At 40.8% G+C, this 12589-nt stretch carries 14 protein-coding genes; all 14 read left to right on the top strand.

Going from position 1 to position 12589, the window contains the following annotated elements; genetic code table 11:
• Window positions 1–2: 2 nt before the first annotated feature.
• The 14 genes from aroB (at window position 3) to ACIQ0C_RS03145 (ending at window position 12581) form a co-directional block, all read left to right on the top strand.
• A complete protein-coding gene (gene aroB, locus ACIQ0C_RS03080) occupies window positions 3–1082 on the top strand; it encodes a 3-dehydroquinate synthase (RefSeq protein WP_403056730.1) in 1080 nt (359 codons plus the stop codon).
• A 24-nt stretch (window positions 1083–1106) separates the two neighbouring features.
• A complete protein-coding gene (gene aroH, locus ACIQ0C_RS03085; RefSeq protein ID WP_402839954.1) occupies window positions 1107–1475 on the top strand; it encodes a chorismate mutase in 369 nt (122 codons plus the stop codon).
• A 67-nt stretch (window positions 1476–1542) separates the two neighbouring features.
• Window positions 1543–2655 carry a histidinol-phosphate transaminase gene (hisC, locus tag ACIQ0C_RS03090; RefSeq protein WP_403056733.1) on the top strand — a complete coding sequence of 371 codons (1113 nt, stop codon included), beginning with the start codon at window positions 1543–1545 and terminating at the stop codon, window positions 2653–2655.
• Between the two features lie 47 nt (window positions 2656–2702).
• Window positions 2703–3806, top strand: coding sequence for a prephenate dehydrogenase (locus tag ACIQ0C_RS03095; RefSeq protein ID WP_403056736.1), 1104 nt, complete (start codon window positions 2703–2705; stop codon window positions 3804–3806).
• 22 nt (window positions 3807–3828) lie between these two features.
• Complete coding sequence (aroA, locus tag ACIQ0C_RS03100) at window positions 3829–5115, top strand: 3-phosphoshikimate 1-carboxyvinyltransferase (protein ID WP_403056739.1); 1287 nt, start codon at window positions 3829–3831, stop codon at window positions 5113–5115.
• 368 nt (window positions 5116–5483) lie between these two features.
• Complete coding sequence (locus ACIQ0C_RS03105; RefSeq protein WP_402839963.1) at window positions 5484–6755, top strand: tetratricopeptide repeat protein; 1272 nt, start codon at window positions 5484–5486, stop codon at window positions 6753–6755.
• Window positions 6756–6796: 41 nt separating this feature from the next.
• Entirely contained in the window at window positions 6797–7348 is a 552-nt protein-coding gene (locus ACIQ0C_RS03110; RefSeq protein WP_063233222.1) for a ReoY family proteolytic degradation factor, read from the top strand.
• 162 nt (window positions 7349–7510) lie between these two features.
• Window positions 7511–7972, top strand: a complete 462-nt coding sequence (locus ACIQ0C_RS03115; protein ID WP_403056742.1) for a YpiF family protein — start codon at window positions 7511–7513, stop codon at window positions 7970–7972.
• A gap of 160 nt (window positions 7973–8132) precedes the next feature.
• Window positions 8133–8639: a Rieske (2Fe-2S) protein gene (locus ACIQ0C_RS03120; protein ID WP_034307977.1), complete on the top strand. Its 507-nt coding sequence runs from the start codon at window positions 8133–8135 to the stop codon at window positions 8637–8639.
• 3 nt (window positions 8640–8642) lie between these two features.
• Window positions 8643–9317 (top strand): menaquinol-cytochrome c reductase cytochrome b subunit, encoded by a 675-nt coding sequence (gene qcrB / locus ACIQ0C_RS03125; protein ID WP_034307974.1) that lies wholly within the window; start codon window positions 8643–8645, stop codon window positions 9315–9317.
• Between the two features lie 56 nt (window positions 9318–9373).
• Window positions 9374–10141, top strand: a complete 768-nt coding sequence (locus ACIQ0C_RS03130) for a menaquinol-cytochrome c reductase cytochrome b/c subunit (protein ID WP_402839974.1) — start codon at window positions 9374–9376, stop codon at window positions 10139–10141.
• A 178-nt stretch (window positions 10142–10319) separates the two neighbouring features.
• Window positions 10320–10916 carry a lipoprotein heptaprenylglyceryl N-acetyltransferase LhaT gene (lhaT, locus tag ACIQ0C_RS03135; RefSeq protein WP_403056745.1) on the top strand — a complete coding sequence of 199 codons (597 nt, stop codon included), beginning with the start codon at window positions 10320–10322 and terminating at the stop codon, window positions 10914–10916.
• Window positions 10917–11035: 119 nt separating this feature from the next.
• On the top strand, window positions 11036–11821 hold the full coding sequence (ypjB, locus tag ACIQ0C_RS03140) for a sporulation protein YpjB (RefSeq protein ID WP_402839980.1): 786 nt from the start codon (window positions 11036–11038) through the stop codon (window positions 11819–11821).
• An 85-nt stretch (window positions 11822–11906) separates the two neighbouring features.
• Window positions 11907–12581, top strand: coding sequence for a zinc metallopeptidase (locus ACIQ0C_RS03145; protein ID WP_207440386.1), 675 nt, complete (start codon window positions 11907–11909; stop codon window positions 12579–12581).
• Window positions 12582–12589 lie beyond the last annotated feature (8 nt).

The raw sequence follows: 12589 nt of genomic DNA on the forward strand, positions 1-12589 counted from the left end.
TCATGGAATCCATCCAAATAAAAACGGCTTCCAAGCAATATCCGGTTTTAATTGGCAAGAAGGCGATAAATGAATTGCCCGAATTAATAACGCATGAATTAAATCATTTAAACAAGATTCTAATCATAACTGATGAGAAAGTGGCGGCCCTTCATTTGCAGACGGTGAAGGACGCCCTGATCAAGACGGGAAAACCGGTCTTGCATCATGTAGTGCCAGAAGGGGAGCATGCTAAAACATTCGATGTGTTTTATGAATGCCAAAGCTTCTGCTTATCCCAGCAGATTAATCGCAAGTCATTGATTATTGCCCTAGGCGGTGGGGCAGTCGGTGACTTGGCTGGATTCGTTGCAGCTACTTTTATGAGAGGGATTCCATTTATACAGGTTCCGACGACTTTGCTCGCCCACGATAGTGCAGTGGGCGGCAAGGTTGCCATCAATCACCCGCTAGGGAAAAATATGATTGGGGCCTTTCATCAGCCTGAAGCGGTCATTTACGATCTGGAATTTTTAAAAACTCTGCCACTTAAAGAATTAAGGTCAGGTTTTGCAGAAGTCATTAAACATTCCTTGATAGCAGATAATGAGTTTTATCTATGGTTAAAGTCGAATATTGTTGATTTGAATGATATAACGGATGAGCAATTCCTAACAATGATTACAAAAGGGATTGGCATTAAAGCTAAAATTGTCGAAGAGGATGAGAAGGAAAACGGTATTCGTGCTTTTTTGAATTTTGGTCATACGCTTGGACATGCAGTGGAAGGTTCAATGGGATACGGAAACTTTACGCATGGGGAATCGATTTTAATCGGGATGGTATATGCTCTTAAATTAAGCAGAAAGAAAGCCGATCTCGATTTTAAACTAGATGAGTTTATTGACTGGGTTTCTTCTTTAGGTTATCAAATAACCATTCCAACACGACTTGAACATGCGATGCTGCTTGAATTAATGAAAACGGACAAAAAATCGGTCAATGATGCAGCTACCTTTGTTCTGCTAACCGAAGTGGGGTCACCGCTATTAATGGATATAGCCGACTCTGAGCTGATAGAGGAAATGGCGGATATGATATAGAGTTCAGGAGAAGGGGGACTATGTGTGATTAGAGGAATAAGGGGTGCCACTACAGTAGAAAGAGACACAGAAATGGAAGTGATTTCCGCTGTTGAAAAGTTGATGGGCGAAATCATTCAGGTCAACGAAATTGATCCGGATATGGTGGCTTCTGTATTTTTTTCTGCTACGGAAGAGATTCGTTCTGTCTTCCCTGCCAAAGCCTTGAGGAAATTCGAAGGCTGGACTTATGTACCGGTTACATGCATGAAAGAAATACCGGTAAGCAATTCCTTGCCATTTTGCATCCGGGTCATGATCCACTTAAATACGACGAAATCTCAAAAAGAGATACAGCATGTATACCAGGCAGGGGCTACGGTATTACGGCCAGATTTGACAAAGCAGATATAAGATGATTATGATATACTATTCTCACACTTTCTTACTTTAAAGTGATAAAAAAATAGAGGTGATTGACATGAAATGGAATGAAGCGGTCCTTTCCTTGAAGTCTTATCAACCGGGAAAATCCACTGATGAAGTGAAAAAATTATACGGGTTGGAAAAAATCACGAAATTAGCTTCAAATGAAAATCCTTTTGGCTGTTCGGAAAAGGTCAAGGAGTCCGTTAGGAATTCAACCCATTCGTTTGCAATCTATCCAGATGGATATGCAACGTTGCTTAGGGAAGCTGTTGCAAAACATACAGGTGTGAAAGAAACTCAGCTTATTTTTGGAAATGGATCTGATGAGAACATTCAAATCATCTCCAGGAGTTTATTGGGGGCTGGAAAGAATACGGTCATGGCAACAGGAACTTTTTCGCAGTATCGCCATAATGCCACGCTAGAAGGCGCGGAAATCAGGGAAGTTCCTCATATTGACGGTGCTCATGATTTAGAAGGAATGCTTAAAGTAATAGATGATAAAACAGCGGTTGTCTGGCTTTGTACTCCAAATAATCCAACAGGTAAATACATTTCGGAACAGGATTTATTATCGTTTATCGAAAAAGTGCCGGAAGATGTTCTTATCGTTTTGGATGAAGCTTATTGTGAATATGCAACGGCTGAGGATTACCCCAGAACGAATCAATGGATTAATAAATATAAAAATTTGATCATACTCCGGACTTTCTCAAAAATTTATGGGCTTGCCAGTTTTAGGGTTGGGTACGGTTTGGCGGATGAGGATATTATTCAGAAACTAGATCCGTCCCGGGAACCATTCAATGTGAACACATTTGCACAGAATATTGCTATCGTCGCTTTGGAAGATCAAGCCTTCATTGAAAAATGCAAGGAAGAAAATCAAAAAGGACTCAAGCAATACTATGATTTTTGCAAGGAGGAAAATTTGGCTTATTACCCGTCACAAGGTAATTTCATCTTTATCCATTTTAAACAGGATGCAGATGTGGTGTTTCAATATTTGCTTGAGCGCGGCTACATCGCAAGGTCGGGGAAATCTTTCGGTTTTCCTAACAGCCTAAGGGTAACGATTGGTTCTACGGAAGAAAATGAAGGAATGATCAATGCTATTAAAACTTTTTTGAATGAAGTTGAGGCACCTTCTGATTCGCTGCTTTAACGTTTCATCAAACCTAGAGGAGCATAAAAGATGCGGGGGAGAGAAGAGTGAAGGGTAAGGTTTTTGTAATAGGTTTAGGTCTAATAGGCGGATCACTGGCCATGGCTGTACGCCATGCACATCCTGAAGCCGTGATTGTTGGTATGGACCTAAGTGAAAAGAATATTCAACTATCGATGCTATTGGGGATCATTGATGATTCTGTATCATCTTTGGAAGCGGGAGCATGTGAAGCTGATTTGATTCTACTTGCTGTGCCTGTCAATGAAACCGTGAAGATTTTAGCGCAATTGGCTGATATGGATTTAAAAAGTGATGTCCTCATATCCGATGCAGGAAGTACGAAGGATACAGTCGTTAAGGCAGCGCAACCATTGATAGATAAAGGGGTGGCCTTCATCGGGGGGCACCCTATGGCTGGTTCCCATAAAAGCGGCGCTGCAGCAGCCAAATTGCATTTATTCGAACATGCATTTTATTTGCTTACTCCCGGGGATTCCATCAAAGAAGAAAGAGTTGAGCAGCTGAAAGGGTGGCTGCAAGGGACAAGAGCTAACTTTCTCATTGTTAGTCCTGCCACACATGATAAGCTGACTGGGGTCATTAGTCATTTTCCGCATATTGTTGCATCGGGGCTCGTTAAGCAGGCAGAAAATTACAGTAAGGAAAACAAGTTGATTTCAAGGCTCGCAGCAGGCGGATTCCGAGATATTACAAGAATCGCTTCAAGCAGTCCGGAAATGTGGCGTGACATTTTGTTACATAACCGGGATGTGCTACTTGAATTAATGAATGATTGGCTGAATGAAATGGAGCATATAAAAGGTCTGGTTGCGAATGAAGATAGTGAAGAAATCCTTCGATTCTTTACCGATGCCAAGATTTTCAGGGATGATTTGCCAACACATGCGAAAGGCGCCATACCAGCGTTTTATGATTTATATATCGATATACCGGATTATGCCGGAATAATTTCTGAGATTACCGGATATTTGGCACAAGAAGGTATCAGCATCACAAACATAAGGATCATTGAAACCAGGGAAGAGATATACGGTGTGCTGGTCATCAGCTTCCAAACGGATGTTGATCGCATAAAAGCTGCGGAGTGTATTTCAAGACATACAGATTATGAAACGATCCTGGCATAATATTGATAGGGAGGATGGTTTTATGAATACTAAAAAATTACAAACGAACATCCAAACATTACGTGGTTCGATTGCCATACCTGGAGATAAGTCGATCTCCCATCGTTCGATAATGTTTGGAGCCCTTGCCGAAGGAGAAACGACAGTCACTAATTTTCTTCCAGGAGCCGATTGTTTAAGTACGATTTCTTGTTTTAAGCAACTTGGAGTCCATATTGAACAAGATGGCCAGCACGTCAAAATTGAAGGCAAAGGTTTTAATGGATTAAAGGAACCTGAATCAGTACTGGATGTCGGAAATTCTGGTACTACGATCAGGTTAATGATGGGCATATTGGCAGGACAGGATTTTTCAGTCGTTTTGGCAGGTGACGAATCGATAGCCAAACGTCCAATGACCCGGGTAGTCAACCCTCTTCGTCAGATGGGAGCAATCATTGATGGCCGAAAAGGAGCCGAATATACCCCCCTTGCCATAAGAGGAGGCAAATTACAAGGGTTTCGCTATGAATTGCCTGTAGCCAGTGCACAGGTAAAATCTGCGATAATCTTGGCTGGTTTACAGGCAGAAGGTGAAACGATCATTATCGAACCGGAAGAGACCCGTGATCATACAGAACGAATGATCCAGGAGTTTGGCGGGAAAATCGAAAAGGACGGTCAAACGATTAAAGTTAGTGGAAATCAAGTCTTCAAAGGGACGAACATCCATGTGCCGGGTGATATTTCTTCGGCGGCTTTCTTCATGGTGGCTGCAGCGATTACGGAAAATAGTGAAGTGGTGTTAAAGAATGTGGGCCTTAATTCGACAAGGACTGGAATCATCGAAGTCATGAAGTCGATGGGGGCGGATATCACGATTGAGAAGAAGACGAGCGAGGGTGAACCTGCAGGGGACATCACGGTCAGAAGCTCCCGGCTAAAAGGAACGACCATCAGCGGTGATCTAATCCCCCGTCTCATCGATGAAATACCGGTTATTGCACTTCTGGCGACACAGGCTGAAGGGATAACCACGATCAAGGATGCAGCAGAACTAAAAGTGAAAGAGACGAATCGAATTGATACTGTTGCAAATGAGCTTTCCGTCCTGGGGGCAGATATAACCCCGACAGCAGACGGATTGATCATCAAAGGTCGTAAAGCCCTGAATGGAGGCATGGTCACAAGCCATGGGGATCATCGTATCGGGATGATGCTTGCTGTAGCGGCTTTGATAACGGATGGGGAAGTGGAACTTGCCGACCCTGATGCCATCGATGTATCATATCCACAATTTTTTGGACATTTGACGCAATTGATAAAGTAAATAAAAAAAAGTTTACATACCTTATTTGGTCTGTAAACTTTTTTTAAATGCTTAAAAGCATTGAAAGCGCTAACATCAGAGCTTTTTTTGGGCCTGTATTGATCATGAAAATAATGAAAAAGGGGTTCATGATCAAAAAGGAGATTTACCGTAGCGTGGAGAATTAACTAGTAACCTTTTTTTAATGAGAATGGAGGGGACTTCATCAATGGAATACAAGGCTACAGTATGGTAAACTAATGAATACTGTTTACTATGCATCTCGCGATTACTGGGTATTTTGTTCTTGATGGCAGAATATGTTACATTATGGCGTGAGTGTGTATGACTAGGGACCAAGTCTATCATGCAAAAGGAAGGATTCAACAATGAACACAGTGGAACAAGTTATACAGCATTTAAAAAAAGGGGAATTAACTGAAGCTCTTAAACATATAAATCGAATTAAATCATCAGAGTCAGCAGAGGACATTTTATTGCTGGCCGAAGAAATGCTCCAGCTTGGTTTTGCGGAAGAGGCAAAGGATCTTTTTGAACATCTGCTGCAACTCTATCCCGATGAAGGAGAATTGATTGTTTCGTTGGCGGAAATCCTGATTGACATGGACCAGGAAGATGAAGCGATGCTGATGCTTGAAAAAGTAAGTGCAGATGATGAAGTATATCCAAGTGCTTTGCTTTTGGAAGCGGACCTTTATCAATTACAGGGGATGGATGAGGTCAGCGAACGGAAATTACTGCAGGCCAAGGAAATGCTTCCAGATGAGATCATCATTGATTTTGCACTAGCTGAACTGTTCTTTCATCAAGGAAGGGATCAGGAAGCCATTGCAAATTACATAAAGGTTTTGGAACAGGAACAAGAAATCGCTGGTGTTAATGTCAATCAGAGGCTTGCTGAAGCATTAAGCAGTTCAGGGAAGTTCGAGGAGGCCCTTCCGCACTTTGAAAAGGCCTTAAAGGATGGACTTGAAATCAACACTCTATTCGAATATGCATTTACAGCTTTTCAGGCAGGTCTTTATGAGACAGCCGTACGAAAGTTTATTGAACTGAAAGAATTGGATCATGAATATCATTCTCTATATTTGTACCTGGCAAAGAGTTATGAACATCTTGAAGATCTGGAAAATGCCTTGAAAACGGTCAAAGAAGGAATCAAGGCTGATGAATTCAATAAGGAACTTTACTTCTTCGGTGGAAAAATAGCCTTGAAAAGCGGACTTGACGAAGAGGCGGAAAATCTTTTTAAAGAAGCACTTGCCATTGATCCGGGATATCTGGAAGCTGCACTCACCCTTTTGAAATTGTATATGCACCAAGAAAGGTATGAAGATGTATTGGAGTGTATTGGTGAAGTAAGGCGATATGGAGAGGATGATCCACAGTTTGAATGGATAGCTGCTGTATCTTATCAGCATACCGAACAATTTAAAGAGTCATTAACCAGCTATCATAAAGCATATAATTCATTCAAGAGCAATCAAGATTTCCTTGAAGATTATGGTTTCTTTTTAATTGAAGAAGGAGACAGAGCCACATCTAGAGAAGTATTTAATAAGCTGCTTGAGATGAACCCGGCTAATGATGAGTATGCAATGATTTTGGAGCGGCTAGGTGAAAGCACAGATGAAATGTAGATAAGTGAAACAAAACTAAATCAAGACAGAGGAGGGAATTCATGGTGGCTGCCCCTGTTTCTGTGAATGAGAAGAAGGATTTTATTCGGTGGTTTTTAAATCATTATCAACTGAAACGAAGAGAATGCGTATGGATATTGAATTATCTAATGAGTCATGATCAACTAATGAAAAAGGTTCATTTTGTAGAAAATGCACAATATTGCCCACGTGGACTGATTATGTCGACACATTGTGTGGATGAAGTCCCTTTCAGGTTCTATAAGTCCAATATCATGACGACCGATGCAGAGAAATCTTTTCATGATATCCGTTTGAATCGGGATGAAGACATTTATATACAGCTCAATTTTAAATCGTCTTACTCTTCTTATCAATATGCAGCGGTACTCGAGCACAATCCCTTCATGCCGAAATCGACGGCATCGAATGAAAAAGATCAGCTGCTTGCTGAACAATTTTTAGAAAGAAGCATGTTGTATTTTCAAAGGGACCGACTGCTTAAGGAAATCGATGAAGCACTTGATAAGCATGATGAACAAGCATTTAAGAATTTAACCGAACAATTGAATCAATTGAAAGTACTTGGATGAAATAAATTGACCTTTCCGTAATCAGGAAAGGTTTTTATTTTTTATAAAACATTGATAAAATCCACATTTTTGTAAAGACTATGGGTATATGGTAAAGATGTTATAAAAATAATGGTAAAATGATAAGGAGTTGATTCAAAAAATCGGGAGTGAAGAAAAAACATGAAGTGGACAGCAAAAGATCTTGACATGTATATGCAGTCAAAAGAGTATGTGGATACCGTTTTGATTCCTTTGGTTCCCTTATCTTTTAAAGGGCAAATGAAGCAAACGGGCTCAATGAATGAATTTCTTACCATTTTAAGCTTGGAAATTGAAAAGCAGATGAAAGGAAGAATTCTTTTATTGCCGACATTTCATTATTTTAGTGATGAAATGGATAAGGTTGAACGGTTAAAGGGTTGGGTCAATGAAGTGAAAGAAAATAATTTCGAGCATGTTTTCCTTCTTACATCGGATTTCGAGTGGAAAAAGGAAGAGCGGGAATTAGAAAATAATTTAGTATGGATTCCGGCCATTCCCTTGGAGGGGCTTGAAATTGAACAAGCAAGGGAAATGATAAACCAGCAAGTTCTCCAAATCCTTGATATTTTCTCTTATAATTGGAAAAATGAAAAAAAGTAGGATTTTTCGCATTATTTGACACATAGTTGCCACCTTTTGGGTTTTACAAATATTGACCTTGGTAAATTATTGAGATATCATGGAAATGTCCTAGTTTTATAGTGTCGCTATTTATTGGTCCTTTGGGCTCTCAGTATAGTAATAGAGGGGGGGAAAACGCATGAGCAAGCATAATGTTTCACGACGTCAATTCCTTAATTACACACTTACTGGCGTTGGTGGATTTATGGCGGCCGGTATGTTGATGCCTATGGTTAGGTTTGCAATTGATCCTGTATTATCAGCTGATAAAGGCGGGGATTACGTTGCAACTAAGCAGAAGGTAGGTGAACTGACTACCGAACCAACCCGTGTCGACTTTAGTTTTAAACAGGTCGATGGGTGGTATGAGTCTGAAGAAACGAATACAGCTTGGGTTTACAAAACGGACGATGGTAAGATCGTTGCATTATCTCCAATCTGTAAACATTTAGGCTGTACGGTAGGGTGGAATACGGATAAGACTAATCCGAATCAATTTTTCTGTCCTTGCCATTACGGCAGGTATACGAAAGATGGGATGAATGTGAAGGGGACACCACCGGTTTCACCATTGGATGTCTTTGACACGAAAGAAAAAGATGGAATACTTTATTTGGGTCAACTAAAACCGCATGGGGAGGCGTAAACATTGCTAACAAAGTTATATGACTGGGTGGACGAGCGTTTAGATATTACGCCGTTATGGCGGGATATTGCTGACCATGAGGTTCCTGAACATGTTAACCCCGCACATCATTTTTCTGCATTCGTATATTGTTTTGGTGGGTTAACTTTCTTTATTACGGTCATCCAAATCTTGTCAGGTATGTTCTTGACGATGTACTATGTCCCGGACATTAAAAATGCTTGGGAATCTGTTTATTATTTGCAAAATGAAGTTGCCTTCGGTCAAATTGTCCGTGGTATGCATCACTGGGGAGCAAGTCTAGTTATCGTTATGATGTTTTTACATACTCTTCGTGTCTTCTTCCAGGGAGCTTACAAAAAACCGCGTGAATTGAACTGGATGGTCGGCGTATTGATTTTCTTCATCATGCTGGCATTAGGCTTGACTGGTTATTTATTGCCATGGGATATGAAAGCGCTATTCGCAACGAAAGTTACTTTGACAATTGTCGAATCGGTACCGTTGATGGGACCGGCACTCAAGACATTGATCGCAGGAGATCCAACCATCGTTGGAGCACAGACATTGACACGATTCTTTGCAATTCATGTATTCTTCCTGCCTGCAGCATTATTTGCTTTACTAGCGGCTCATTTCCTGATGATCCGAAAACAAGGTATTTCAGGTCCACTATAAAAGAATGGTGAACCAAGAACCAAAAAAACCTTTTCATAAAGGAGGGGAATTGTTCAATGCATCGTGGGAAAGGTATGAAATTCGTAGGTGACTCGCGTATCTCCGCAGACCGTAAACCGAATATTCCGAAAGATTATTCAGAATATCCTGGGAAAACAGAAGCATTTTGGCCTAATTTCCTTTTAAAAGAATGGATGGTAGGAGCTGTATTTCTTGTAGGTTATCTTTGCCTGACAATCGCACATCCGTCACCACTGGAAAGGATAGCAGATCCTACAGATACAGCGTATATTCCGCTGCCAGACTGGTATTTCCTATTCCTTTACCAATTACTTAAGTATACTTATGCTTCAGGTCCTTATAATGCAATCGGGGCTCTAGTAATACCTGGTTTGGCTTTCGGAGCGTTGCTCTTGGCACCTTTTTTAGATCGTGGTCCAGAGCGGAGCCCGGCAAAACGTCCTTTTGCTGTAGGCTTCATGCTATTGGCAATTGCCGGCGTTTTCTATTTAACATGGGAGTCTGCAGCCCACCACGATTGGGAAGCTTCCAAGAAACAAGGAGCGATCGTGGAAGGTGCAGACATTGATAAAGAGAGCGATGGGTATAAACTGATGGATTCCAGTGGCTGTATTAGCTGTCACGGAGCAGAGTTAACTGGTGGAGCAGGAGCGCCAAGCTTAATTGACACTGGCTTGAGCCCAGAAGAAATCTCTAAAATCGCAGTCAAAGGCCAGGGTGCCATGCCAGCTGGCATGTTCAAAGGTACAGATGAAGAATTGGCAACATTAGCAGAATTTGTATCTGGTTTATCGACAAAGTAATATAGCCATCAACAGCATTTTCTTTCAAATGCTGCAAATGAAGCTGACGACTACGGTTGTCGGCTTTTTTATTGGTAAATTGAAGCGTAAATGAGAAGAAATTGAAATGGATACTTGGTTTTCTGGTTGATGGCCTGTAAAATGAATATACTTGAGAATGATAAGTGAGGGTAAAAGAATGAATGTTATTTACAGTTGGCTTGCAAATCGGCAAATGCTAGCTTTGTTATTATTAATAAATATATTCGGTACTGCCTATGGATATTATTGGTACGGCAGTCAATTGGAAAACACACCGGCGATTTTTTTGGCATTTGTACCGGACAGCCCGACAGCTAGCCTGTTCTTTGTATTTGTTTTATTGGGGTTCCTGTTAAAAAGGAATTTCGGACTTATGGAAGCGTTGGCGATTATAACACTATTCAAATATGGAATATGGGCGGTTGTAATGAATTTTATGACCTTCGTGACAACTGGCTCATTGCCATGGGAAGGTTATATGTTAATGGCTTCTCATTTGGGGATGGCGATACAAGGGGTATTATATGCACCATTTTATCGAATAAAACCTTGGCATTTGATAGTGGCAGGTATTTGGACCATACATAATGACATAATCGATTATGTTTTTGAAATGATGCCAATTTATCGTGATTTATTGGTATATATGAATTCGATAGGTTATTTCACTTTTTGGCTCAGTATACTATCCATTTTTGTCGGCTGGTACTTTGGATATAGAAAAAAGCGAATCACCCTATCCATCATCCATTAAAAAGTTAACTCTAAATACAGCTTTGTAAAAGCAGGGTTAACTTTTTTATGTTGAACGAGGTCTACTCATGTTTTTTCTTTCATATCGTTTTAGTAGAGATATGAGGAGGGACGAGTAGCATGTTAAAAAAATTCATATTAACCATTGCTGTTTTATTTGTCGTCTTACATTTCCCTGTCTATGCAGAATCCTCTTCAAGTTTGGAGCAATTAGATAACATTTCCGATAGAGCCTTGGAAATGACCAAGTTGAAGCGATATGGAGATTCGGAAAAGATGCTGACGTTTTTTTCTGACCGGTTTTTAAAAGAGACAGCGAAAGAGCAGATCCTTGACATGGACGAACTTCGAATTATCACCGTAGCTCATAATGAGGCGTTGATGACAATAAAGGATATGAACAAGGGTGATTCCGAAAAGGTTAATTCTGTTACAAAGTTCCGGCTTGTTGTTGATGCGGTCAAGTCTACCCATCAGCCCCTCTGGACAGAGATGGAGGATCAAATGATGAATTCTTTCCAGCAGACAAAGAATGCCGCGATCAACCAAGACACAATTACCTTCAATAGCCAATTGAACTTATTCCTATCACAATATGAAATGATATATCCAAGCTTGAAAGTCGACCTTTCCAAAGAAACGATGCAACAACTGGACACGAGGATTCAATACATCAACCAATACCGTCCGGAGGTAATCAGTGATGGGGATAGTCAAAAGGAACTGGATGCGTTGCAAAACGAACTAACCTCCATTTTTGATGATATGGGGGAAGATGATGCAGATCCTTCCCTTTGGTGGGTCATCATATCGACAGGCTCAATCATCATCATGACGCTTTCTTATGTAGGCTGGAGAAAATATAAAGGTGATAGGGAAAAACCAAGGAAAGAACATAATGATTAAAAAGACAGGGGAAGAGAACACTATATTTGACACGGTTGCCTTCAATCCATAGAATTAAGGGTAATACTAGTTATAGGAGGATACCATGTATTTCATTTATTTGGCGATTATCATTTTAATCCCGATTTATGCACAAATGAAAGTGAAAAGCACGTATAAAAAATATTCAAAGGTATCGGCCTCTTCCGGTATGAGTGGTGCTGAGACTGCTCGGGCCATTTTAGATCAAAATGGACTGTTCAATGTCAGGGTCGAAGAGACACCTGGAATGCTCTCGGACCATTATGACCCAAGGGATAAAACGGTGCGTTTATCAACGGATAACTATCACGGCCATTCAGTTGCCGGTGTAGCGGTTGCAGCCCATGAAGTTGGACATGCGATTCAAGATAAAGAAGCCTATGCATTCTTGCGTTTCCGACATGCATTAGTACCGGTAGCTAATTTTGGCTCTAACATATCTTGGATTTTGATTTTAATCGGGATGTTAGCTTCACTTCCTGGGTTGCTATTGGCGGGTATCGTATTTATGGCAGCCGCTGTATTGTTCCAAGTGATAACCCTGCCGGTTGAATTCAATGCCTCTTCTCGGGCGATGGATCAACTCGTTTCCGCTGGGGTCATCCGGAATGATGAAGAACGGGAAACGAAAAAAGTATTAAGTGCCGCTGCGATGACTTATGTTGCTGCCGCTCTTGTAGCCGTACTGGAATTAGTTCGTCTTCTTCTCATGTATACAGGAATGAGGGAAGAAGATTAATTTGAAAA

The organism is Peribacillus sp. NPDC096448 (assembly GCF_044762675.1).
Taxonomy (GTDB): Bacteria; Bacillota; Bacilli; order Bacillales; family DSM-1321; genus Peribacillus; species Peribacillus frigoritolerans_B.